The 26,524-nt window shown below is 65.3% G+C and carries 12 protein-coding genes; 6 read left to right on the top strand and 6 right to left on the bottom strand.

Annotation, left to right across the window (positions count from 1 at the left end; genetic code table 11):
* The first annotated feature begins 86 nt into the window (after positions 1-86).
* Entirely contained in the window at positions 87-1,160 is a 1,074-nt protein-coding gene (locus V8J55_RS04585; RefSeq protein WP_336444543.1) for a transglutaminase-like cysteine peptidase, read from the top strand.
* Here V8J55_RS04585 and V8J55_RS04590 read toward each other — a convergent pair.
* From V8J55_RS04590 to V8J55_RS04615, 6 genes are read right to left on the bottom strand one after another with little or no spacing between them, the layout of a single operon-like run.
* Complete coding sequence (locus V8J55_RS04590) at positions 1,106-2,362, bottom strand: HlyD family type I secretion periplasmic adaptor subunit (protein ID WP_336444544.1); 1,257 nt, start codon at positions 2,360-2,362, stop codon at positions 1,106-1,108. The genes V8J55_RS04585 and V8J55_RS04590 overlap by 55 nt on opposite strands.
* A 2-nt stretch (positions 2,363-2,364) precedes the next feature.
* Positions 2,365-3,465: a cell wall hydrolase gene (locus V8J55_RS04595; protein ID WP_336444545.1), complete on the bottom strand. Its 1,101-nt coding sequence runs from the start codon at positions 3,463-3,465 to the stop codon at positions 2,365-2,367.
* Entirely contained in the window at positions 3,462-5,609 is a 2,148-nt protein-coding gene (locus tag V8J55_RS04600; protein ID WP_336444546.1) for a type I secretion system permease/ATPase, read from the bottom strand. The genes V8J55_RS04595 and V8J55_RS04600 overlap by 4 nt, the downstream gene beginning before the upstream one ends.
* Before the next feature lie 41 nt (positions 5,610-5,650).
* A complete protein-coding gene (locus tag V8J55_RS04605; RefSeq protein ID WP_336444547.1) occupies positions 5,651-7,042 on the bottom strand; it encodes a TolC family protein in 1,392 nt (463 codons plus the stop codon).
* Complete coding sequence (locus tag V8J55_RS04610) at positions 7,042-7,764, bottom strand: OmpA family protein (RefSeq protein ID WP_336444548.1); 723 nt, start codon at positions 7,762-7,764, stop codon at positions 7,042-7,044. Before V8J55_RS04610 ends, V8J55_RS04605 begins: the two co-directional genes overlap by 1 nt.
* 52 nt (positions 7,765-7,816) lie before the next feature.
* Positions 7,817-22,735, bottom strand: coding sequence for a beta strand repeat-containing protein (locus tag V8J55_RS04615; RefSeq protein ID WP_336444549.1), 14,919 nt, complete (start codon positions 22,733-22,735; stop codon positions 7,817-7,819).
* Between the two features lie 492 nt (positions 22,736-23,227).
* Between V8J55_RS04615 and V8J55_RS04620 the strand changes: the two genes are divergently transcribed.
* From V8J55_RS04620 to arsH, 5 genes are all read left to right on the top strand, one after another.
* Complete coding sequence (locus tag V8J55_RS04620) at positions 23,228-23,722, top strand: PilZ domain-containing protein (RefSeq protein ID WP_336444550.1); 495 nt, start codon at positions 23,228-23,230, stop codon at positions 23,720-23,722.
* Between the two features lie 176 nt (positions 23,723-23,898).
* Positions 23,899-24,228, top strand: a complete 330-nt coding sequence (locus tag V8J55_RS04625; protein WP_336444551.1) for an ArsR/SmtB family transcription factor — start codon at positions 23,899-23,901, stop codon at positions 24,226-24,228.
* A gap of 13 nt (positions 24,229-24,241) precedes the next feature.
* Positions 24,242-24,670, top strand: coding sequence for an arsenate reductase (glutaredoxin) (gene arsC, locus V8J55_RS04630; protein ID WP_336444552.1), 429 nt, complete (start codon positions 24,242-24,244; stop codon positions 24,668-24,670).
* Between the two features lie 12 nt (positions 24,671-24,682).
* Complete coding sequence (gene arsB / locus V8J55_RS04635; protein ID WP_336444553.1) at positions 24,683-25,750, top strand: ACR3 family arsenite efflux transporter; 1,068 nt, start codon at positions 24,683-24,685, stop codon at positions 25,748-25,750.
* A 5-nt stretch (positions 25,751-25,755) separates the two neighbouring features.
* Positions 25,756-26,511, top strand: a complete 756-nt coding sequence (arsH, locus tag V8J55_RS04640) for an arsenical resistance protein ArsH (protein WP_336444554.1) — start codon at positions 25,756-25,758, stop codon at positions 26,509-26,511.
* Positions 26,512-26,524: the final 13 nt, after the last annotated feature.

Raw genomic sequence — 26,524 nt, forward strand, 5'->3', positions numbered from 1 at the left:
AACGCATCATTCCCAAAACGTGCTGAATGCGGCGTTTACTATCGCCATGAAGCATATCCTCACCCCGCCCCGGCAAATCGGGCCGCATGAGAAAGCATGCCCATCTTGTCGCTGGCGATTCGCGATGGCTTCCTGTCTCCATCGCCCTTGCCGCCGCGGCGCTGACGCCGTCGGCCGCCCATGCCTCGTCCAAGCTGCTCAACGCCAAGGCGTTGGCGGACGGCAAGGCCGCATGTCCCGTCGCGGCGAGCCATGCGCCGCCGGCCAGGGTCGACATGTCGCGCGCGATATTGGGCGGAGCGCCGAGCGCGCTCGACCGCATCCGCGCCGACCAGCAGAGCGTCGCGGCGGCCGAACCCGCTGCCGCTGTACCGATCACCGCCGGCCTCGATGCTTTCCCGGTTGGGCAGACGCTCGAGCCCGCCAGCCGTACCCCGTTCGCTTTCGCCTCCCCTGAAGGCTGCGGAACGCCCTCGATTTTTGCACCGCTTGTTGAAACCGCCGAATATGATCCCGCCGCCGAACTCGGCACCCGCGCGATCCCGGTCAAGCGTACGCGCTTCGACGACCGCTGGGATCATGTCCGCCGCGCGGCGCCCGCGGGGCTGATGCAAAGCAAGCTGCGCCGCGCGAACGCTTCGCCGGGGCTGGCCGAGCAGGACCTGCTCGCGCGCGTCAATCAATGGGTCAATCGCGAGATCGCCTATGTGAACGACGACCGCAATTACCGGCAGCGCGATTTCTGGGCGACCGCCGAGCAGACGCTCGGGCGCGGCAAAGGCGATTGCGAGGATTTCGCGATCCTGAAGATGCAGATGCTGCGCGCGGCGGGGGTCGATGCCGACCGCATGAAGCTCGTGCTCCTCCGCGATCTCGCCGCCAACGCCGACCACGCCTTCCTGCTCGTCCAGACCGATGCGGGCAAGGTCGTACTCGATAATGTGACCGACCGGCTTTATGACGGTAGCCAGTCGAATGCGGTGCGGCCGGTGTTGTCGTTCAGCGAGAACCGCCGCTGGGTCCACGCCTATCGCGGCACGCAGCCATCGCCGAACCTCGCCGCAATCCCGGCGTCGCAGAAAAGCTATACGCTCGCGCTGAACAATCAGCGTTCGGTGAGCGCCGATCCGCTGACCTTCAAGACCGGCTTGAGCAAGTAGCTCAGCACCGATTTCTTGCCGGTCACAATCTCGACATCGCACAGCATGCCGGGGGTGATCGGCAGCCGCCGGCCGTTCGACGTCAGATAGCTGTTGGTCGTTTCGACGACGACGGTGAAATAGGCCTGCCGCTCGACCTCGTCATAGATGCTGTCCGCCGACACGCGCACGACCTTGCCGTTGAGCCCGCCATAGATTGAAAAGTCATAGGCGGTGACCTTGACGTTCGCGGGGTCGCCGACCTTGATGAAGGCGATGTCGCGCGGGGTGACGCGGGTTTCGATCAGCAATTTGTCGCCGAGCGGCACGATCTGCATGATCTTTTCCCCCGCATTCACATAGCCGCCAAGCGTGTTGACGAGCAGGTCGTTGACGACGCCGCGCGTCGGCGAGCGGATCTCCGACCGCGCGAGCCGCCCTTCGGCACCGCGGATCGTTTCCTCGTTGACCGCCATCTTGGTCGTGAGCTGGCTGCGTTCGTTCAGTGCTTCCTGCTGGAAGTCGAAGCGCGCGCGCGACACTTCGGCGCCCGCTTCGCGCACCGCGGCCTGCGAGCGCGAAATCGCCTGGCGCGCCGCGGCGAGGCGGCCCTGGATATCGACGACCTCGCGCTGTGCGGTGAGCAATTCGGTCTGCGGCACGACGCCCTTTGCTGCGAGCGGCGCGAGCATCGCGACCTGTTCGCGCGCGAGGCTCAGGCTGCTTTCGAGCGACGAGGCGGTCGCCTGTGCTTCGCCCATGTCGCGGCGGCGCTGTTCGACACTTGCGGATAGCGCGGCGAGCTGGCTTTGCAGCGACGAACGCCGCACTTCGGCCAGCCGCGTTTCGTCGCCGCAGCTTGTCCCAATGCAACCCGCCCCGCCGCCTTCACCCGCAAGCCGCGCGGCGCGCTGCGCGAGGCGGGCATTTTCGGTTTCGAGCTGGCCGAGCTCGGACTGCGACGTCGTATTGTCGAGCCTAACGAGCAGCTGGCCTTTCTTGACCGTCTGCCCCGAACGGACGAGGATTTCGCGGATCGTCGAGGGTTCGGCCGACTGGATGATCTGCACCTTCGACGAGGGGATGACGCGGCCCTGCCCGCGCGACACCTCATCGACGCGCGCGATGCTCGCCCACAGCAGGAACAGCACGAAGCCGGCGGCAGCCGCGACCATGATCTGCTCGCTTCCGCGGAGGCGCTGCCAGGATTTCACGATTCCCATGGTTATGTTCCGGGCTGGATTTCGGGAGTGACGGCGACGCCCTGCTGGCTCGTCAGGCTGTCGAACCGCGATTTGCTCTGCGTCGGGTCGGGAATATTGGGGACCCAGCCCTTGGTCATATCGACACGGCCGCCGACGTCATTGTCGGCGCGGTGGTCGGTCGGGTCGCGCGGCGGGGGCACGCCCTCGACCGCGATCGCTTCGCCGGGTAGCGCCACCACAGCCGCCGTACCGCCTTGATAAAGCTGGCTGAACGCGGGAATCCACTCGGCGCCGGCATAGGCGTCGGAGAAAGCCCCCGGCTTCCCCCACGAACCCGGCCAGCGATAGAAGATATGCGCGCCGATCTGCTCGATCTTGGTGAGTTTCGGCGCCCAGCGCGGCAGGACATAATTGGCGTGATAATGCGTCGCCATGCCGACGCTCACCTCGACATGGCCCGATAGCGCCGCGCGCGCGATCTCGGCCGAACGACGCCACAACGCGGGCACCGGCGGGCGGCGCATCGAACCGTCGCACGCGAAGCTGAACTGGCATCCCGGGCGCGCGCTGCCCTGATAGATCACGCCGCAGACGGTGTTCGGATAGGCCGGGTGCTTCATGCGGTTGAGGATGACCTGCGCGACCGCGGCCTTACCCGCGTCGGATTCGGTCGCGGCCTCATAATAGATCGCCTGCGTCAGGCAGCGCTGCGCATTGGTCGCCTGCACCAGCGAAATCGTCGGCATCAGGAACGGCCGCGCCGCCTCGACCGGCAGGGTCGAAACCGGGAGCAGCGCGTTGCGCGCAACGGCATCGGCGCCCTCGGCGGTGGGGACGATCGAGTCGGTTTCGGTTTCGGTGATCAGCTTCGCGATCGCATTCTTCTTCGCCGCTTTGGCGGTTTCGACGGGGTCGGCGGTCCAATCGGCAATCACACCCTCGACCAAGCGCGACAGGCGATCGTTCGACGAAGCGAACAGGATCGCTGCGGCGACGACCGTGAGCCCGAGCAGGACGAATTTGAGACTCTTCGACGAACCATCGCGAAGCGCTTTGTCGTCGGGCCACGGCGCCTCGGCGCTGGCGGCGCCATCGCGCCCGATGTGAAGCTCAGGGATCATGCTGCCGGTTCCTTGGTCGATCGCGCGAGGACGTCGGCGCGCGGGCCGTCGGCGACGATCCGTCCGCCGTCGATGACGATGATGCGGTCGCACATCTGCAGGATCGCCTCGCGGTGCGTCGCGATAATCACCGTCTGCGATTTCGCGACGGCGCTATCGAGCGCGTTGATGAAAAGCCGCTCGCTCTGCGTGTCCATCGCGCCCGTCGGCTCGTCGAGGAAGAGCAGGCGCGAGGGTGAGGCGAGCGCGCGCGCGATGGTCAGGAAACCGCGCTGCCCGCCCGACAACTGCCCGCCGCGTTCGCCAGTCCCCCGGTCGAGTCCGGTTTCGTCGCGGCCCATGAAACGGTCGGCGCCGATCGACTGCAGCGTCGCGAGCAACTCGGCGTCGGTCGCCGCCGGCGCGCAAAATTGCATATTCTGCTTGATCGAGCCGCTGAACAGCACCGCATCCTGCCCGACGAAGCGGAATTGCGAGCGCAGGTAGATCGGCGAATGCTGGCGGCTGTCGAGCCCGTCGATGAAGATATTGCCCGCCTCGGGCGCGTACAGCCCGCAGAGCAGACGCCCCAGCGTCGACTTGCCCGACGCAACGCGGCCGACGATCGCGATCCGCTCGCCCGCCTCGATCTTGAGGTCGATGTCGGTCAGCGACGGCGCCGCGGCGCCCGGATAGGTGAAGGACAGGCCCTCGACCGAGATATTGCCCGTGTCGATCGTGAGGTTCAGCGCGCTGCTGCCCATGCGGCGTTCGTCGTCGGCCTCGATCATCTGCTGAATGCTCGCCATCGTCGTCAGCGCCTGCCGCCCGCGCGTCATCAGGAAGGCGAGTTGCCCGACCGGCGCCATCGAGCGGCCGGCGAGCATCACGATCGCGATGATCGCGCCCATCGAAATCTTGCCCGCATCGAACAGATAAAAGCCGCCGACGATGAGCGCGAGGCCCGAAAATTGCTGGCCGAGCGTCGCGAGGTTGATCGCGGCGGCGCCGGTCCGGCGCATCACCGCCTGCGTCCGCGCGCTGGTGTCGACCATCCGGCGCCACTGGCCGAGTATTTGTCCCTCGGCAGCACAGCTCTTGACCGTTTCGGCGCCGCCGATCGCCTCGACGAGCATCGCGTGCTGGATACTCATATCGGCCTGATTGTCGAGCGACGCCTGCATCATGCGCCGCTGCAGGAAATAACCGGCGACGCCCATCGCGACAATGATCGCCAGCGGGACAAGCGCGAGCCAGCCTGCGAGCACCGCGATCATGATCAGGAACAGCACGAGGAAAAGGAGGTCGACGATGAGCACGATCGTCGTCGAGGCGAAGAAATCGCGCACCGATTCGAACTCGGAGACGCGCCGCGCGAGCATGCCGGTGCTGCCACGGCGATCGGCGAGCGGCATGTTCAGCACTTTGGAGAAGATCTTCTCCGACAATTTGACGTCGAGGTCGCGGCCGAGATCGTCGAGCAAGGTCGACCGCGCGAGGCGGAGCGTGAATTCGACCGCGAAAGCGAGCAGCGCGCCGACGGCGAGCACCCACAGGCTCGACACCGCCTTGTTCGGGATGACGCGGTCATAGACGTTCATCGTGAACAGCGGCAGCGCAAAGCCGAGCAGGTTGATCATCAGCGCTGCGCCGAGCACCGGATAGAAGGAACGGCGCATCCGCCGGACCTCGCTCCAGAACCAGTGGCGCTTGGCCTGTTCGTCCCACGGCCGTTCCTCGGCGCGGATCGCGGTCGGGTCGGCGGCGACCGCCACCGCCTGTCCGGCGTAACTTTCCTCGACCGCCGCTTCGTCGGCCCACACGGGCGCCTCGGCACCCGGCTCCCAGATGAGATACTGGCCGTCCTTCGCCTCGATCAGCACCGCGCATGATGCGTCGGTGCGGCGGATGATCGCGGGCAGGTCGCGCGCAAGGTTCCGCACCTTGCGCGCATAGAGCCGCTCATTGTTGATGAAGCAAAGGTCGAGCGCCGCCTCGGCCTGATGAAAGGGGAGGAAACCCCTTTCATCGCGCGCGAGCGCGACAAGCGCACCGCGCTGGAAATTCTGGCCGAAATGCTGCGCAACAAAGAGGATGCAGGCGATCAGCGGATCGCCCGGCGCCTCTTTACCGATACGTGCAATCGAGGATTGACCCTGTACCATATCTTGAATTTTCTACTTAGAATCAATCCGCTAATAAATTATTACGGGCGGTGGCGACGCTGGAGTTCGGCCGGCGCCGGCGGGCCGTAATTCACCTTCTCGCGCGCATAGACGCGGCGCGCTTCGGGGGCGGTCAGGTTGAACGCCTCGAGCAGGCTGTTGGTCGATGCAAGGATCTGGTAAACCGCGAACATCTCCGAGAAACGTGCGGTTTCGGCGCGCACCTGGACGTTGAAACGCGTGTTTTGCGCATCGAGCACGTCGAGCAGCGAACGACGGCCGACCGAGAATTGCTCGCGGTACGACAGCAGGAGTTCGTCGGTCGACTTGCTCTGATCGACGAGATCGCGGAACACCGCGGTCTGCGTTTCGCGGCTGTTCCACGCGCGGCGCGTATCGGCCTCGGCATTGCGTTCGGTTTCATGCAGGCGGAAGCGGCTCTCGCTCGCGCGGCGTATCATCTCCTGATATTTCGCCTGATTGATCCCGCCGTTGAAAATATCCCAGCGCAGCACGACGCGGCCGAGCAGGTCGGTCGTCTCGCCGCGGAACGCGTCGATATCCTCGCCAACCCGGCCCGAAAATTCGAGGCCGATCGTCGGGAAAATATCGCCTTTTTCCTTCTTCGCCTCGGCATTCGCCGCATCGACATCGGCCTGCGCTTCGAGCACTTTGGGGTGCCGCGACCGGGTCAAGCCAATGGCTTCGCTCAGGCTGACGGGTAGCTTTTCGGCCATCGCGGGCGGCATCTGCACGTCTTCGACTTCGAGCCCGCTCAGCGCGAGCAGCTCGATTTTCGCGTTCTGCAGCGCTTCCTTGGCTTCGGACACGCGCACGCTTGCCGCCTTGGCGCGCTCCTGCGCCTGCTGCAGATCGGCGACGCTGATCGATCCGGCGGTCACGCCGGTCGACAGGTCCGACACCAGGCTGTTGTGAAAGGTCATATTGTCTTCGGCGGCGGCGACGACGCGCTGCTGCAGCAGGACGTCGAGATATTGCCGCGCCGATTGCAGCGCAATGAACTCGGACCGTTCGACCACGCGCAGCGCCGCACCGTCGACGCGCGCCGCCTGACGCAGCTTTTCGCCATGGCGCCGGCCGAAATCGATCAGCGTCTGCTCGGCGCGGATCCCGGCTTCGAGCGGGTAGAGTTCGTCATTGGCGATGCCGAGGTTGCGGCGCGTCGCATTTTCGAGCCGGCGGACCCCCGCCGACAATTCGAGCGAGACGCGCGGCAGGTACAGGCCCTTGGCTTGCTCGAGTTCGAACTCGATCGCCTGCTTGTTCATTTCCGCCTGGTTGATCTGCGGATTGGAATCGATCGCGACCGCCATGACATTCTGCATGCTGGTCGGCTCGGCAAAGGCCGAAGTCGCGAAAAAGGATATGGCGATGGCCGAGGCAAAGCCGGCGAGCTTATATTGCGGTTTCATCACTGTCCCCCCGTCCCATTTACTTCAACTTCGACGCGCCGGTTCTCCGGCGTGCGCTGGCCGTCCACGGTCTGGACGCGCGGCTTGCGCTCGCCCATGCCCGACACCGCGATGGCGTCGGCCGGAATGCCCGCGGTGCCCATCATGTCGGCGATCACGCGCGCCCGGCGCAGCGCGAGGCCGTCGTTATATTTGTCGGAGCCCGACCGGTCGGTGTGACCGACGACGGTAAAGCTGCGCCAGCCGCAACGCGTGCGGTTCTCGGCCATGAATGCGACCGACTGGCCCGCATCGGCGGGCGCAGCGGTCGAATCCCAGTCGAAATAGAAGGTCGACGCGACCTCGGGCGGGCAATTTTCGGTCGGCGGTGCCGGCGGCACCAGCGGCGCTTCGGGCGTCGGCTGCGGCCGCTTGGTCATCATGCCATAAGCGAAATCGCAGCGACGCAGGCTTTCGGCGTCCTTGGTGCCCGATTTCAGGAAGCCCTTCGCGATACCGCATTGGACCTTGGCTTCCGACGCCCAGGTATAGATATTGCTGTTGGCGGCGACGACCGATCGATCGGTGGTCAGCGCCAGGGCCGCGTCATAGCGGGTTTGGACCTCGGTTCGCACCTGGTCGATCGGCAGATCGGCAAGCGCCTGCGCCAATGCGCTGCCAGGCTGGGCGAAGGCCAGCGCGGCGAATGCCCCCGCCATCCATTTTCCCGGTTGATGTGCCATTTCGTATCGCCCTCCCGTTACTCTCTGTTCCACTGGTCCTAAATTTTCTCGATCAGGCCGCCGCCATCTGGTGAAGATCCGCTTCCAGCGTCTGGCTGGTCGGGAACGCCACGTCGGGCGCGATCTGTTGATCGAGGAACTGCGCCAGATCGAAAGCGGGCGTCTCGCCGGCCGCGACCTGCACCGGTTCGGCGCCGCCCGTGACGGCGTGGATCAGTTGATCGACCGTGCTGGCGCCGCTCTCCAGGACCTCGGCAAGCACCGCGGCCGCCGCCGGATCATGCGCCGCGGCAGCCGCCTCGGCGGGCACCGCCACCAGCGCCAGCAGACCGTCCATCACGCCCGGATCGAACGACCCGCGATCCGCGATCATGTCGGCCAGCGAATCCGAGTTGCCGGTATCGGCATTGTCGGCGGGCTCGCTGCGCCAGCCGCTGTCCTCGGCGCCGTCGATCGCGGCGGCGCTCGCCTCGTCGGAATGCGGTGTGGCCGCTGTGTCGGGCGCGGCGGTTTTCGGCGTTTCGGCGAGGCTGTCGCTCGCAGCGCTCGAAGGCGCGGCCGTCGCCGCAGCATCGATGGATGCCGCTGCGACGCCGCCGTCGGCCTGCTCGATACCCGGCTCGTCCTTCGCCGCAATGATCGGCGACGCGCCGCTGTCCGGCTGCGCGTTCTGAACCCCAACGATCAACGACGCGGCGACCAGCGAGCTCGTCAGCGCCTGGTTGCCCGCGGCGCGCTGGACGTCTTCCGCCTCGCGCGCCGGTGCGCGAGCGCCGAGCTGTGTGTCGAGCTGAACTTCGATATAGTCGCCGCTCGTGCCGTCCTCGCGGGTGAAGCCGCCGCGCGCGGTCACCGCCTGGCCATCGACCTGTTCGTCGGTGGGGGTGGCGCCCGTCGCAATCGAGGCGATCCCCCGATCGGCAAGGCTCGAAAGCTCGCCCGCATCGCTGACGCCGTCGGCGTTGGCGTCCTGCCAGATCAGGAGGTTGGCGAACGCCGCGTCGGCCGCGTCGATGACGCCATCGCCATTGCCGTCGAGCGAAGCGAGCGCCGCGACGCCGCTGGCGAAATCGCCGCCACCGAAGCCGGGGGTGAAAATCTCGGTTCCGCTATCGATCTTGCCATTGCCGTTGAGGTCGACCGCCAGAATGCCGTCGTTCGACGAATTCCACGTTACCCGGTCGGCCGCACCGTCGGCATTGATGTCGAACGCCGCGGTCGCGCCAAAGGCATAGCCGTCACCGCCCAGATCGAGGATGATCGGGTCGGCGGTTCCGACAAAGTTGGCGGCGGAAAGATTGCCGTACCCAACGCCGTTGATGGTCATAATATGTTCGACGGCCATCCCACCCTGGGTGGGGTTGGCGGCACCGGTGATCGACACCGAATAGATGCCGGCATTCGCCGATCCGCCCGTGCCCGAATAGACGATGAACGTGTAGATCCCGACCGGAATGCCGTCGGTTGCCGCTTGAATGAAGCCTTCGATCGTCGATCCGTCGCCGTCGTTGCCAAGCGAACCCGTCACCCAGGCACTATTGACCAATTCGACGACTTCGACCCCGGCGCCGATGGTGGTCTGCGCAGCCGTCACGGTCACGAAGCTGCCATCGGTGCGGCTGATCCCGCCCATCGACACCGCGACCCGGTCGTTTGTCGTCGAGAAATTGCTGACGGTGGCGACCGTGTTGTCACCAAATCCCAGGGCCGTGTGGCTAAAGACGATCTTGTCCGCCGCGCCGTCGCCGCTGCCCAGATCAATCGTCCAGGCGCGCGTGGTGAGTGCTGCGGCGTTGATGGTGACCGTATCGGCCCCGGCGCCGGCGCTGACCACGCTGTTGTTGCCGGTGCTCGCGGTGAGCGCGTCGCCGCTCGCCGACCCGGTGATCGTCATCGTCTCGGTCTGCGCGCCGAGGTTGATCGTCACGCCCGTCGCAGCTCCCGATGCGGAAACCGTCTCGACATTCACCAGCCTGCCATCGGCGAGACCGTTGAGGTCGGCCGAGGTCGAGGTCAGCGCGATGATATCGGTGCTGCCGCCGGCAAGGTCGATTGTTCCAGCCGCCTGGATGATCGCGTCGAGCTGCGCGCCGGTCAGCGTCAGCGTGTCGGCACCGCTCGAGCCGGTGAGATTGCTCGTCTCGACATTGCTCACCACCGGCGTACCCGCAGCGGAAATATTCACCGCGCCGCTGAATGTGACGTTCAGCACGTCGGCGCCGGCCGCCAGGTCGATCGCGCCGAACGGCGCCCATTGCGCTGCCGACATCGACACGGTGTCGATACCGCTGCTGCCCGTCAGCGTTTCGACGCCGCTGACCGTGCCGGTGGCGAAATTGACCGTCGTGGCGCCCGTCAACAGGATGGTGTCGTTGTTCGCACCGCCGTTGATCGTTTCGGTCGCCCCGAACTCGCCATTGGCGAGCCAGAAAATATCGTTGCCGATACCGCCGGTCAGCGTGTCCGAACCGGTGCCACCCGAGATCAGGTCATCGCCATCGCCGCCATCGATGCTGTCATTGCCTTCCTGGCCGAAGACGATGTCGTTCCCGGTCCCCGCATTGATCGTGTCATTGCCGCCGGTCCGGCCGCTTTCCTTCGCAAGCGCCGCATAGTTCGCGCGAATATAGGCGATCGTGTCCTGACGGTTCCAGTCACCGCCATTCAGACCCGGATCGATCGACTCCAGATTTGCCCGACCTTCGAGCGTCTGGAAGACCGCCCAGCCCGACCCGGCGGGAAGGCTGACGCCAAGCTGGGTCGCCAGCGCATCGGTGAACAGGACGTCGCCGAAGATCACGTCGCCGCCGGCGCCGCCATTGATGGTGTCATTCGCCGCCGCGGCGAGGTCGGTCGAGCCGCCCAGAACCTGAAGGACCGCGGCAAGCTCTTCGGCCGAGTCCGCGTTGGTCGCGCTACCGGTTCCGCCCGACGCATTGCCGTCTTCGACGTCGCTCAGCCGCGCGAGCAGCGTCGAATTGACGTTGATGCCGATCGAGTCGATCGAATAGCCGGTCGCAAGGATCTGCTGCGGCTCGTTGGTGCCGTCCGACCCGAGGACCTGATCCATCGAATTCTGGACGTTGGTCGCATCCGAATCACTCCCCGTGCCGCCGCTATTCCAGAGGGTCGGGAGGCCATCGGAAACGAACACGACCTTGTTCACATCGGCGCCGGCGATGCCATTGTTGCCGTTGATCCAGCTGAGCGCATCCTGGAGGCCGTCTTCATAATTGGTGCCGCCGGACGCCGACATGCCGTTGACCGCCGCCTTTGCCGAGGTGACCTGCGCCGTCTGAACGACGCCGTTCACGATCAGGTTGAACGTCCCAAGATTGGTGCCGCTGTTGTCGAAATCGATCACCGTGATCCGCACGTCGAGCGCGCCCGATTGCGACAGGCTGTCGATCAGCGCGTTCACGCCATTCTTGAGCGCCTGCATCCGCGAGATGGTGCCGCCGTCGAAATCGATCTGCGTCGTCATGCTGCCCGAACTGTCGAGCACCAGAACGATATTCGCCTGTTGCCCCTCGGTGATCGTTACCGATCCCGGATCACCGACCAGCGTATCGTCGAACGCGCCGCCCTGGACGGCGCCGTCGGCCTGCCCTTGCGGATTGGCGACGACATGGTCGGTGGGTTCACCCACGACATCGGCGGTTGCCGAACCGATGACCAGCAGCGGTGAAGCCGTGGTGATAGCAAGCGACGCCTGCGCGGCGTCGTCGTCGCCGTCGACGATCGTGACCGGGACGTTGAAGTTCACCGGGTTTTCGGTCTGCACGACCGCACCGAAGTCGCCGATCTTGAACGTATCGCCGCCGGCATGGTGGAATTCGATGCTGTTGTAGCCATCGGCGGTAAAGCCGGCGACGACGGTATTCTCGACGACACCGGCGACGGTCGCTTCGCCGTTGGCGAAGGTCACGGTGAAGTTCTGGCCGCCGACATTATAGGTGCCATTCGCCGTCACGGAGAGCGTCGCATTGTTGAAGCTGATCGCGACCTTGGTGATCGTGTCCTTCACACCGTCGCCGATGTCGTTGTCGGTGTCGATATCGTCGCGCGCGACAAGTCGGACACTGCTGCTGGAGTTGATATTGGTGAACAGCGCCGATGCTCCGTTCGCATTGTAATGCGAGTCGAAAGCATGGTTCTGATTGGCCAGCACGCCATAGTCCTGCCCGTTGGCGGGCGAGCCCGTCAGGTCGATGACGAAATCGACGCGCACCGCCTCGTTCGCCCCGACATTGTTGTTATCGACGCCGGTTTCGGTGTTGTTCGCGTTCACCGTGCCGCCGTCGACGCCATTCTTCATCGGCGTGACCAGAATGTCCTGGCTGTTATTGTCGCCGGTCTTAACAAAGCCGACCCACGCGGTATTGCCGCCGACGAAATTATAGCCGCCGCTGTTGAAATCGACCGTCTGGGTCGAATCGAGCTTCTGGATCATCTGGACCTGATATTGGTCGGCGTGGCCCGCCGGCTGCAGGCGGATGATGAAGACGTCGTCGCCGTTCGGCTTTTCGGCGGTCAGGACGGTGCCGTCCGCCGAGATGACATAGTTGAGCGTCAGACCGCCCGCCGTCAGATTCTGCGCCTGGAGCGCCGCGATCGTCGCCGCGGTGAAGATCACGCTTCCCGGTCCGTCGCCGCCATAATTGTTATCGACATCGCCGTCGGTATCGAGCGACTGATACACCGACGAGCCGGGGGCATTGATCAGCGCCGCGCTGAGCGGCGCGATCGCGATCGGCGAGTCATCTTCGAGCCCGATGGTCAGCGCGGTCGCGTTGGTCACCGTCGTCGTGCCGTCGTTGACGCTGACCGGCACCACGAGCGACAGTGCGTCTTCCACAGTCGTGTTGGGATGATCGATCGGCGCCGACAGCGTTACCGTGAAGTTGCCGCTGTTATTGATCGAAACGCTGATGATCGTATTGCCACCGACCTTGCCCAGCAAAAGCTGCGGATTGGTCGTGTCCCACACGATCGGCTGACCGCCCGAGAACAGCGACGTCGCCGGTGCGCCGAGCGAGAAGGTCAGCGCATCGCCATCGAGGTCGGTGGCGGTGATCGTTCCGTTCCGGACGGTGAGGTTGGTCGTATCGACCGTGCCCGTCGTATCGGGGAAACCGCCCGGCAGGCCTTCGTCCGATACCGCGGTCGCCGCCGTCCCGATCGTCGGCAGGTCGTTCGAGCCGTTGATCGTGATTTTCAGCGTCGTCGTCGAATGGTCATTGTCGCCATCGGTGATTGTATAGGTGAAGGTTTCGAGCAGCGTTTCACCCACACCGAGCGCCTGCACCGTCGCATTGCCGTTGTTCAGCGTATAGGTGTAGCCGCCGCCGGCGCCCAGCGTCAGCGTGCCATAGGTCCCGTTGACCACCAGGCCGACATTGCCCGTCACCGGCGTCGGCGAAGCCCCGGCAGCGACGCCCGTCACCGCCGCGCCGTCGGCGCCCAACGTGTCGGCGCTGCCCGGCGCATTGGTCGTGCCGACGCCGGTCAGGACATTGCCGGTCGCGGTCTGCACCGTATCTTCGGTCACCGCATCGGTATCGGGACGCGCCGTCGGCAGGTCATCCGAAACGGTGACATTGACCGTACCGTTCGCCGTATCGCCATCGACGTCCGTGGCGACAACACCGACCGAGCCGAGGTTGACGAGGTCGTCGACATTGATCGTCGGATGGTCGTCATAATTATCGTTGAGCGTCGCGGTGACCGAGGCATTATTGCCCACGCGCACCAGGTCGAGCGTGACGACGAGCCGCGCACCGTCGGAGCCGGTGATCTGCGTGTCGGAGACGCGCAACCAGGTCAGGCCGCCGCCGAGACCCGCAACGCTGCTTGCGAAGACGATCGAGGCGATGGCGTCCGAACCCGGGGTGAAGACGAGCGAGCCGCTGGTGAAGTCGGGGTTTGCGGGCGTCGAGCCATCGACCAGATTCTGGTCGTCGAGCGCGAGCGTGATCGACCCGCCGCCGATGGGATTGGCGCCGTCGGTCAGGCTGATCGCCTGCGTCGAGGTCGAAGGATCGCCGTCGCCGTCAGTGATCGTGTAGCTGAAGCCGGCATCGACCGGTGCTGCACTGTTCACCGGGTTCGGATCGAAGGTCCATGCGCCGGCCGCAGTGAAGGTGTAGACCCCGTTCGCCGTGGTAATCGTCGTGGTGCCGGCCGGCGCGATCGCGGTGGTCGTCGCCCCGATCGTCACCGACGTCACGCTCGCGCCATCGGCGCCGCGCGTGTCATTGGTCAGCAGGTTGCCGCCCACCGCCGCCGCATCCTCGGCGACGACGATGTCGGCATCGGGTCGCGCGGTCGGCACATCGTCGATGATATTCACCGACAGCGTGCTGCTGGTCGTATCATTGTCGACGTCGGTCAGGGTGACGACAAAATTCTCGAACAGGCTGTTCTCGCTGGCGCCCGTCGCATGGACCTCGGCGGCAGCCAGCGTGTAGCTATAGCTGATCTCGCCAGTCGCCGCATTATAGGCCGTGATATTCAGCGTGTTGCCGAGCGGGGTGGGAATTGTCGCCGGCGTGAACACGCCGTTGTTGATGACCTGCACGCCATGGATCGTGAGGTTCGCGACGCCGTCGGGTGCCGAGATGTTGAAGGTGCCGGTCTGGGTGAGCGATTCCTTCGCCGTATCCGAACCTGCGGGCAGGTCGTCTTCGTCGACCGAGACATCGCCGCCCTGCGCCTCGGGCACCAGATTGGTGATCGTCACGCCGTCGTCGGTGCCGGTCAGCGTGACCGTCAGCGTCGCGGGGTCGCTGTCACCGTCCTTGTCGGTCAGCGTATAGGTGAAGATGTCGGTCAGCGTTGCCCCGGGGGCGAGCGCGTTGATCGCGGTCTGGCCGGCGGCGGTCAGCGTATAGGTCTGCGTGCCGTCGCCATTGATCGTGATCGTACCATAGGTGCCCGTCAGGCTGGTGAAGGTGCGGCTGCCGAAACCGTCAGCGCCGTCGGTGTCGTTGGTGTCGACGTCGAAGGTGACCGAGATCGGGCCGCCTTCGGTGAGGCCCGCCATATCGTCATTCGCCACCGGCGCATCGTCTTCGAATACCAGATTCTGGCCGATATTGGCGGTGGCGGTCGCCGTGTCTCCGTCGGCATCGGTGACCGTTGCGGTCAGCGTGATCAGATTGTCTGCCGACAGGCTCGTCGGCTGATCGGGTCCGCTGTTCGGGGTGTGGACGACCGCGCGGCTCTGGTCGAGCGTGACCGTGCCGTTCGCCGCGACGCTGACCGTGAAGACCAGCTCGTCCGAGGTCGCGGTCCGGCCCTGGACCACGCCGCCGACGACGCTGAGCACCACCGCCTGGTTCGTCAGCGTGTCGACAAGACCCGTCGGTCCGGCCGTGATGCCGAGCGCATAGGTCGTCGAATTCGCCGCCGCGGCGCCGTCGGCGCCAAAGGTCGGGGTAAAGACCGAGGCAAAGCTGAACGGCGCGTCCGTGCCGAACGTTGATTCATCGACCGTCAGCACCGGCTGCGTGGTGTTCGCAACCACCGTCGGCGTATCGTCGTCGAAGGTGATCCGGAGCGTGCCCGGCGCCGTCGATCCGTCGCTGTCGCTGACAATGAAGCCCAGCACCGCCGTGGCGTCATTCTCGTCGCCGCCCGGTGTGTGCAGGACATTGTCGACCAGCGTCACCTTATAGGCGCCGGTCGCGGGGTTGGTGACCTCGACGGTGAACAGCAAGCCGCGCGGACCGGTGCCGGTCAGTATGTTGGTGCCCGCGTTCCAGCCAAGCTGGACCGATTCCTGGCCCACAATGACGAACAGGCCGTTCATCGCGGCGAAGCTTACCGAACCCGGACCATCGCCACCGAAATTGAGGTCGAGCAGACCGCTGAAGGTCGCCTGATTATTGTCGCCGTCGCTGTTCGGATCGGCCAGGTCGCCGATCGTGCTGGCGGGATTGCCCCCGGCGAGTGCGTCGTCGTCGACAGAAGCCTCCGTCTGGCCCGCGGTCGGGACGTTGGCGTCGGTGATCGTGAAGCTGATTGACGCGGTCGCCGTGTCGTTGTCGCCATCGGTGACCGTGTAGGTCGCGGACGCGCTGCCGGTGCCGGGCACCGATGCGTCGGCGGTGAAGCTGTAGCTGCCGTCGGCCTTCACCTTGATCGTGCCGTGACCGATGTCGATGGCCTGCGAGAAGCCGTCGCCACCGAACAGCAGGACGGTGCCGTTGATCTGGGTGACGGTCGCGCTATCGGCGCCCTGCACGAAGTCGAGCGTGCCGGTAACCGTCGCGCCCTCGGCGACATTCTGGTTCGCCTCGGGCGAGGCGGCCGGGACGTCGTCGACGATGCGGACGTCGATCGACGCGCTGGCGGTCGAACCGTCGGCGTCGGTGACCTTGATCCCGATGCTGTCGTCGCGGCCGTCCTGGCCCATTGCCGGATGGTCGGCGCGGTTGTCGTTCAGCACATAATTATAGGTGAACGTCCCGCCGATCACCGATCCGTCGGCGCCGGTCACGGGGGTGAAACCGGTAACGGTGAGCGTGCCATAGGCGCTCGTGACCGACTGCGGCGTAAAGGTGCCGTTGGCGACGACCAGCGTCAGCGGGGCACCGAGCGGCACGCCGTTGAAGCTGTCGATCACAACCGTGCCCATGCCGTCGGGGGTCGAGACGGTAAAGCTGTCGCTGTCGGTGACATTGGCGGGGTTCGGAGCCGACCCGGGCGCCTCGCCGGGGCGCGCCGCCAGGCCATCTTCGTCGACCACCAGTTCGGTGCCCTCGACGTCGAGGCCATTGATCGTGACCCCGTCGTCGGCACCGTTGATCGTGATCGTCAGCGTCGTCGGCGCCGGATCGCCGTCGCCGTCGGTGATCGTATAGGTGAAGATCTCGGTCAGCGTCTGACCCGCCGAAAGACCCTGCACCGGCTGCGCCGCATTGTTGAGGACATAGGAATAGCTGCCGTCGGCGTTCAGCGTCAGCGTGCCATAGGCGCCCGCCAGCCCCGCGCCGACGACGCCAACCGTCGCACCAAAGCTCACGCCCGTGACGCTCGCGCCATCGGCGCCCCTGACGTCCGCATCACCGTCGGTCGCATTGCCGTCGGTGCCGCCCGTACCGGTCAAAACATTGCCGTCGGCGGTCGAGGGACCATCCTCGGTCACGCTGTCGGTGTCGGGATCGGCGGTGGGAACATCGTCGGTGACCTGCACGGTGACGACGCCCGTCGCGAGGTCGCCGTCGGTGTCGGTCGCCTGCACCGTGACGGTGCCAAGCGCCTGCGTCTGCGCGGCCATCGCGAGCGCGTGGGGCAGATTGTCGGCGAGCGTGACGGTGACCGTCGCAAGCCCGAAGGTGTCGGGCGCGACCGATGCCGGTGCCGTCAGGCTGATCGTGATCGCGGCGGGACCACCGGACGTCAGCGAGCCGGTGATCGTCTGCCCGCCGGGCGCCATCGACCAGAAAATGTCGGTGCCCGCCCCGTCAAGATTGGCGACAAGCCCGGCGACGCCGGTAAAGGCGAAACCCGACAGCGCGTCCGAGCCTGCACCGAAAAAGAGGTCGCCGCTGCTGACTTCTGCACCGCTCGCCGAGTTGCTGCCGTCCATCAGCGCGGCTTCGTCGACCGTCAGCGTGATCGGCTTGACGATCCGCGGATTCGCGCCGTCGTCGATCGCGATCGTCAGGCTGTCCGATGTCGGATCGCCGTCGCGGTCGACCGCCGACAGGGTGAAGCTGGCGGACGGATTCGTGGCGTTGTTCTGGTTCCCCGCCGCCGCAAAGCTGAAGGTGCCGTTGGCGTTGACCGTCAGCGTGCCCGTCGGCTGGGTAATCGAAACGCTGCTTCCGGGTGCGAGCGACAGCGTCGCGTTGCCGCTACCAAAGCTGACATTGACCGAGGCGACGCCGTCGGCGCCGCGGTCGAGCGTCCAGGTGCCCGTCGCGGTCGCGCCTTCGACGACGGTCGTCGGCGTATCCGAAAGGTTGAGCGTCGGCAGGTCGTCGACGATCGTGACACCGAACGATCCCGACGCCGTGGTGCCGTCATTGTCGGTGACGGTGAAGCCGATCCCCGCAAGGAAATCGCTATCCTCGCTGCCCGCCGCCGCCTGATCGATCGCCTGCGACAGGGTGACCGTATAGCCATAGGTGACCTGCGTCGCGCCGGGCCCCGCGGCCGGGGCCGTCAGGCTGATGCGGATCACTTCATTGCCGCCGACCGAGCCGACGAGATCGTTGCCGACCTTCTCGAAGGTCACCGGCACAAGGTTGACGGTCAGCTGCGTGTCGAGCGCGGCACTGTCATTGAGCACAAGCGAACCCGCGAGCGTCGCGGGGACGTCGCTGCCGAAATCGACGGTAATCGTGCCATTGGCGCTCGCACTGCCGGTCGAGGTCACTTCGCCGGACAGACCGTTGTCGGCATTGGCGCCCACGAGGCCGTCCTCGTCGACGGTGACGTCAGCAATCTTGCCGATCTGCGGCGCCGAATCGGCGACGAGCGTGATCGTCGCGGTGGCGACGTCGGTGTCGCCGTCGCCGTCGGTGATCCGATACTGGAAGCTGACGCTGCCGGTTTCCTGCGCGCCGGGCGTGTAGGTGAAGCTGCCGTCGCCATTGTTGACGAGGGCGCCCGTGCCGGTGAGCGAACCGGCGACGAGCTGGACCGCCGAAGGCTGGACGCTGTCGGCGCCCTGGACGTCGTTGGCGAGCACATTGATCGTCACCGGCGCATTCTCGATCGTCTGCGTCGTGCCGTCATTGATCGCGTCGGGAACGTCGTCGACGATGCGGACGTCGATCGACGCGCTGGCGGTCGAACCGTCGGCGTCGGTGACCTTGATCCCGATGCTGTCGTCGCGGCCGTCCTGGCCCATTGCCGGATGGTCGGCGCGGTTGTCGTTCAGCACATAATTATAGGTGAACGTCCCGCCGATCACCGATCCGTCGGCGCCGGTCACGGGGGTGAAACCGGTAACGGTGAGCGTGCCATAGGCGCTCGTGACCGACTGCGGCGTAAAGGTGCCGTTGGCGACGACCAGCGTCAGCGGGGCACCGAGCGGCACGCCGTTGAAGCTGTCGATCACAACCGTGCCCATGCCGTCGGGGGTCGAGACGGTAAAGCTGTCGCTGTCGGTGACATTGGCGGGGTTCGGAGCCGACCCGGGCGCCTCGCCGGGGCGCGCCGCCAGGCCATCTTCGTCGACCACCAGTTCGGCGCCCTCGACGTCGAGGCCATTGATCGTGACCCCGTCGTCGGCGCCGTTGATCGTGATCGTCAGCGTCGTCGGCGCCGGATCGCCGTCGCCGTCGGTGATCGTATAGGTGAAGATCTCGGTCAGCGTCTGACCCGCCGAAAGACCCTGCACCGGCTGCGCCGCATTGTTGAGGACATAGCTATAGCTGCCATCAGCATTGAGAGTCAGCGTACCGTAGGCGCCAGCGAGCGGCGCCCCCACGGTGCCGGCGGTCTGGCCAAATCCCACGCCCGTCACGCTCGCGCCATCGGCGCCGCGCACATCCACCGCACCGTCGGTTGCGTTGGCGTCGGTGCCGCCCGAACCGGTCAGCACATTGCCGTCGGCGGTCGGAGGGCTTTCGCCCGTGCCGCCATCTTCGCTGACGCTGTCCGCGTCAGGATTGGCGGTCGGCACATCGTCGATGATGCGCACGTCGAGGCTGGCATTCGCGCTCGATCCGTCGCTGTCGGTCACGACGACCGCGAAGCTGTCGCCGACGAAATCCTCGCCGATGCTCGTGTGCGTCAGCGTATTGTCGGAAAGGACGTAATTATAGGTGAAAGTCCCGCCGATCACCGATCCGTCGGTGCCCAGGACGGGCGTGAAGCCGGTGATGTTGACGACCCCGAGCGGGCTCGTCGCGGTGCCCGCGGTGAACACGCCGTTCGTCACGACCTGCGTGCCGCCGATCGTCACATTGCCCAGCCCGTCGGGGGTCGACACGGTGAAGCTGCCCGGCTGGGTCAGCGCCGCCGGGTCGGGCGACGAACCGTCGGCCAGATCGTCCTCGTTGACGATGACCTCGGCGCCCTCGGCATTCAGGCCATTGATCGTCACGCCGTCGTCGGCGCCGTTGATGGTGATCGTCAGCGTCGCGGTCGCGGTGTCGCCATCGCCGTCGGTGATCGTGTAGGTGAAGATCTCGGTCAGCGATTCGCCGGCCGCAAGGCCCTGCACCGGCTGCGCCTGGTTGTTCAGCACATAACGATAGCTGCCGTCGGCGTTCAGCGTCAGCGATCCATAGGCGCCGGCAAAAGCCTCACCCAGCGTGCCGCCGCCGACGGCGGTGACCGTCGCACCATCGGCGCCTTGAGTGTCGGCGACCCCGTCGGTCGCATTGGCGTCGCCGCCACCCAAGCCCGTCAAAACATTGCCATCGGCAGCGGCCGGATTGTCGCCGTTTCCGCTATCCTCGGTCACGCTGTCGACATCGGGAAGCGCGGTCGGGACATCGTCGATGATACGCACATCGATGCTGTCGGTGCCGGTCGACCCGTCGCTGTCGGTGACGATCACCGCAAAGCTGTCGGTGACATTGTCCTCGCCCTGCGCGCCGTGGGTCAACGTGTTGTCGCCCAGCACATAATTATAGGTGAAGGTGCCACCGATCACCGACCCGTCGGCACCCGTCACCGGGGTGAAGCCCGTGATGTTGATCGTGCCGAGCGGGCTCGTCGCGGTGCCCGCCGTGAACACGCCGTTCGTCACGACCTGCGTTCCGCCGATCGTCACATTGCCGAGCCCGTCGGGGGTCGAGATCGAAAGGCTGCCGGCCTGCGTCAGTGCCGCCGCGTCGGGCGACGAACCGTCGGCGAGGTCATCCTCGTCGACCGTCAGGTCGCCGCCTTCGGTGTTGATGCCATTGATCGTGATGCCGTCGTCGGCGCCGTTGATTATGATCGTCAGCGTCGTCGTCGACGTATCGCCGTCGCCGTCGGTGATCGTGTAGGTAAAGGTCTCGGTCAGCGTCTGCCCGGCCGAAAGGCCTTGCACCGGCTGCGCCGCATTGTTGAGAGCGTAGCTGTAGCTGCCGTCGGCGTTGAGCGTCAGCGCGCCGTAGGCGCCCGCCAGTGCCGTCCCAACCGTGCCGCCGGTGACCGCGGTAACGGTCGCACCGTCGGCGCCCTGCACGTCGGCGACGCCGTCGGTCGCATTCGCGTCATTGCCGCCCGCACCGGTCAGCACATTGCCGTTGGCGACCGTCGGGCCGTCCTCGGTCACGCTGTCGAGGTCGGCGCGCGCCGTCGGCGCGTCGTCGATGATGTCGATGTCCAGCGTATCCGAAGCGGCGTCGCCGTCGAGATCGGTGATCGTGAAGTCGAAGCTGACGGTCGAACCGTCGCCGTCGAGAACATTGTCCTTCAGCGTATAGACATAGGTGAACGAACCCTGGCCCGTCTGCGCATTGTAGGAGTAGCCCGTGACGACCAGCGTTCCGGTCGCATCGCTGACAATCTGTTGCGGCAGCGATCCCGGCGTGACGGTCACGCCCTCGATCGTCACGCTGCCCACGCCATCGGTCGCGGTAAAGGTGATTGTTCCGCTGGTCGACGCCGCATCGCCGTCGAACTGCGAGCCGGGCGCTTCGCCGCCGCGCGCCGGCAGGTCGGCCTCGCGCACGATCGTGCCGGCGTCGCTTTCCCCGTCGCCGGGGACGAACGTAATCGTGGTGGGCGCGTCGCCGATCGCGATCGTCAGCGTCGCGGTCGAAGTATCGCCGTCGCCGTCGGTGATGCGATAGGTGAAGACGTCGCTGACGCCGCCCGGCGTGCCCGGATTGCGGGTATAAGAATAGCTGCCGTTGGCGTTGATGGTCAGCGCGCCATATTGGCCCTGGACCGTGCCGGGCGCCGCAAAACTCTCGCTGCCCGCGCCGCGAATGCCGGTGAGGGTGGCGCTGTCGGCGCCCTGCGTGTCGGCGCCGGGCGTCCCGCTGGTGGTGCCCACGCCGGTCAGCACATTGCCCGTTTCGGGACCACGGCTGCCGCCCGCAAGCTGGTCGGTGTCGTTGCGTGCCGTCGGGACGTCATCGATGATCGAGATGGTCAGCCGCGCGGGCGCCGTATCGCCGTCGCGGTCGGTAACGACGACATTGAAGACGTCGGTCAGATTGGCATTGGCATTGGTGTTGTCGGCCAGCGTGTAGCTGTAGCCGATATTGTCCGGCGTCACGCTGGTGATGGTGAGCTGGCCGAGCGGCGAGGTGATGACCTGACCGACGCCGGTGACGACGGTGCCGTTGATCGCGACCGACACCAGCCCGTCGGGCGCATCGATGACGATCGAACCCGTGACGGTTTCACTGGTCGCCGCGCTGTTGCTTCCGGCGGGTTCATTGCCGCGCGCCGGAAGTCCGGCTTCATTGACGCTGGAGGTCGCGTCGAGCGCCCCGGCCGGCTGGTCGGGGGTGACAATGGAAATCGTCGGCTCTTCATCCGGAGCGTCGGGAATCAGTTCGCGGCCTTCGGGCTGCGGAAAGGCAAGTTCGGTATAGGGCAGCAGGTCGCCGAGCGCATAGGCATCCTGGATCGGGCCTTCGGGGTCGGCGAAATTGCCGCCCGAGCTGCGGACACCGGCTTCGGGGTTCAGCTCGCCCAGATTCTCCAGCAGCTGCGCCACCGTGCTCGCGGGCACCGTATCGCCATCGACGACGATCGACGGGACATCGACCGCGCCGCCGGGAATGATGAACACCTGACCGTTCGGCAGGGTGATGACAAGGTCGGTGCCCGAGATCGTGATATCGTCGATCGACGCGCCCGCGGGCAGGACGATGCGGCCGCTTGCGTCGGGAACGAGGATCGCCTGGATCGCCAGCGGTATGACCGATGCGGCGGCGGTCACGTTCGCCGCGGCGGCAAGAAATTCGCCGCCCGGTACGGCCCGATTCGATGGCTCGTTCGATGCGCCGTCGCGCTCGGGACCCGTCATGCCATTCCGCGCCGGATTGTCGAAAGCATCCATGTCAATTTCCCTCGAACGCACCTCGCCCTGCCGCAAAAACGGCACAGCAAAATTTCCACCAATGTCAGTGCGACCCACGGTCCAAGCGACTCGGACCTTCCCCACGCATTAGGAAACATGGATTCCCGGAAATCCGCAAGCGCGTTAACACATTTTTATCAATCGCTAATTTGCACTAAACGAGCGATCATCCTCGCATCGCCTGTGGAGCAGAATACAACATATATTCAATGATATAATGTGAATTCCCTATCAAGATCGCTCACCACCAAAGCGATGCCCTCGTCCCAATTAGAACCACAAATTAACACGGCTCGTCGCATTCGCCGCCCCGTCCGAGCGGCGAATCGGTCCAACTCTCCACGCGGCGTTAAGTGAATGCGGCACGATCTTAGCAACGCCAATGCACCCGACCGGCGCACCCAAAAAACCGCGGCGAAAATGCAATATTAAGGGTTGCCGGACGATAATGGTTCACCAAAGGAGAGGTTGGTGAGATCCTTGCTGGCGCATATCGCGGTCCCCGTCGAAACGACCGATCGCAGGCGAACGAGCCGCCGCACGCTTCGGCTCGATGTCGCGGCGCGCACGGCCACGGCCGAATCCGCCGTGATCATCCGCAACCTGTCGCGGACCGGCCTGCTGATCGAGACCGACGCTGGCTTTTCCATCGGCGAGACCTTCCTGCTGGTCTTGCCGGAACTCGGCGCCGCTCCCGCGCGCGTCGTTCGCCATGACGGCAGGCTCTTCGGCTGCGAGTTCCTGACGCCCGTCCCGGCGAGCGCGATCAGCGCGGCGCTGCTCAAAGCCGCCCCCGGCGAGGAAGCGGACGATATGGCCAATGCGGCGAGCGCGAGCGACGCCAGCGAACTTTATGCGCGGCGGCCGTCGAGCGCGATCCTGTTCACGGCGACGACCGCCTTGTTCACCGCCGTGGCTCTTCTCTTCGTCTTTGCCCTCGTGTCACTGAACTTCTCGGCGGACTGATTCCCGCGCCCTTGCCGGCGCGGCCTCCATGCACCGGCCACCTATGTCGATTTTCATTCGCAGCGACCAACGCGAAGCAGGTTACGAAACTATAGCGGGATCGCGCAGCCGGGCAAACCCATCGGATATTCCCGATAAGAATTGACGGACGAGATTCCATCGGATAATTCCGATGGATGCAAACCGATTCCGCCTTGGCCATTCTCGCCGCGCTGGCGCATCCGACCCGCCTCGATGCGTTCCGCCTGCTCGTCAAACATGAACCAGAAGGCCTGTCGACGGGTCAGCTTGTCGAGGCGTCGGCACTCACCCAAAGCACCTTTTCGACTCATCTCGCGGTACTCGCGAAAGCCGGTCTCGTGATATCCGAGAAGCGCGGGCGCCAGATTATCCAGCGCGCGGATATCGACGCCCTTCGCGGCCTGATGCTCTTCCTCGCCAAGGATTGTTGCCAGGGGCGCGCCGAGCTTTGCGAGCCCCTGCTTGCCGAATTGGCGTGCTGCTGAAGGAACCCGCCCGATGACCGATATCATCATCTATCATAACCCGGAATGCGGGACGTCGCGGAACACGCTCGCGCTGATCCGCAACGCCGGGATCGAGCCGCATGTCGTGGAATATCTGAAAACGCCCCCGTCGCGCGCCCTGCTCGCACAACTGATCGAGCGGGCGGGCATCGCGCCGCGCGAGCTCCTTCGCGAAAAGGGGACGCCTTATGCCGAGCTGGGTCTTGCCGATCCATCCCTCGACGATGCGGCGCTGGTCGAGGCGATGATGGCGCACCCGATCCTGATCAACCGACCGCTTGTCGTGTCGTCGCTCGGTGTGAGGCTCTGCCGGCCATCCGAAGCGGCGCTCGATATCCTTCCGGCCCGTCAGCTCGGCGCCTTTGCAAAGGAGGATGGCGAGCGCGTCGTCGATGCAGATGGAAATCGCGTCCAGCCCTGAGGAAAAACATCCATGTCCAATGCTATCAAGCGGGAACCACTGTCGTTCCTCGATCGCTACCTGACGCTCTGGATCTTCCTTGCGATGGCGCTCGGCGTCTGGCTCGGGTCGACCTTCGACGGCCTGCCCGCCGCGATCGACGCGCTGTCGGTCGGGTCGACCAATATCCCGATTGCGATCGGCCTCATCCTGATGATGTATCCGCCCTTGGCACGCGTTCGCTACGATGAGCTCCCACGAGTCTTCGAGGACAAGCGCGTTCTCGCCATCTCGCTCATCCAGAACTGGATCATCGGTCCGGTGCTGATGTTCGCGCTCGCGGTGATCTTTCTGTCTGATAGGCCTGAATATATGACCGGGCTGATCCTGATCGGTCTCGCGCGCTGCATCGCAATGGTGATTGTGTGGAACCAGCTCGCGAACGGCGACAATCAATATGTCGCCGCGCTCGTCGCCTTCAACTCGATCTTCCAGATCCTGTTTTTCAGCGTCTATGCCTGGTTCTTTCTGACCATCTTGCCGCCGCATTTCGGGCTCGAAGGCAGCGTGATCGACGTCAGCTTCCGGACCGTCGCCGAGGCGGTCCTCATCTACCTCGGCATTCCCTTTGCGGCGGGATATCTTACCCGCAAATGGCTGGCCTGCGCCAAAGGCAATGACTGGTATGAAGCGCGTTTCCTGCCCCGCATCGCGCCGATCACGCTTGTCGCGCTGCTGTTCACGATCGTCGCGATGTTCAGCCTCAAGGGCGGCGAGATCATCGCCATCCCCGGCGACGTCGTGCGCGTCGCGATCCCGCTCACCATCTATTTCGTCGTACAGTTCGTCATCAGCTTCTGGATGGGCAAGCTTATCGAGGCCGATTACCCGCGCACGACGGCGGTCGCCTTCACCGCCGCCGGCAATAATTTCGAGCTCGCGATCGCGGTCGCCATCGCCGCCTTCGGCCTTGCCTCGCCGGTCGCCTTCGCCGCTGTCATCGGCCCGCTCGTCGAGGTTCCCGTGCTTATCCTGCTGGTAAGCGTCGCCTTTTGGTTCGGACGCCGCTGGTTTCCGTCGTCCACCCCCGCGAAAGACTGATCTCCATGACTGCCCCGACCTTCTCGCGCCTCCGCACACTCACCGACCCCACCCATCTTCCGGCGCTGAGCCCAGAATATGTCCGGTCACAACCGGCGCTGGGCCTCGGCCCGCTCGATCCCGCGCCGCGCATCCTGCTGCTCTACGGGAGCTTGCGCGAACGATCTTACTCGCGACTCGTCGTCGAAGAGACTGCGCGCCTGCTCCAGCTTTTCGGCTGTGAGACGCGTATCTTCGATCCCACGGACCTGCCGCTTCCCGACCTGATCGCCGACGACGATCATCCGGCGGTCGAGGAGCTCCGGCAGCATTCGCTCTGGTCCGAAGGCCAGGTCTGGTGCAGCCCCGAACGTCACGGCCAGATCACCGGGACCATGAAGGCGCAGGTCGATCATCTGCCGCTCGCTTATAAGGGCCTCCGACCGACGCAGGGCCGCACGCTCGCGGTCATGCAGGTCTCGGCGGGTTCGCAATCGTTCAACAGCGTCAACACGCTCCGCATCCTCGGCCGCTGGATGCGGATGGTCACCATCCCCAACCAGTCGAGCGTCGCCAAGGCCTATCAGGAATTCGACCAGGCGGGCCGTATGCTGCCCTCTAGCTATTATGACCGGATCGTCGATGTCGCCGAAGAGCTTGTACGCTTCACCGTGCTGACGCGCGGTCACGCCGCCCAGCTCGTCGACCGCTATTCGGAACGCAAGGATCGAAACGAACCCGTCGTGACGCCGGCTCAGTTGGCCGGCCTGCCGGGCGTCTGAGCACCCTGCAAAC

The sequence above is a fragment of the Sphingopyxis sp. CCNWLW2 genome, from assembly GCF_037095755.1.
Taxonomy (GTDB): domain Bacteria; phylum Pseudomonadota; class Alphaproteobacteria; order Sphingomonadales; family Sphingomonadaceae; genus Sphingopyxis.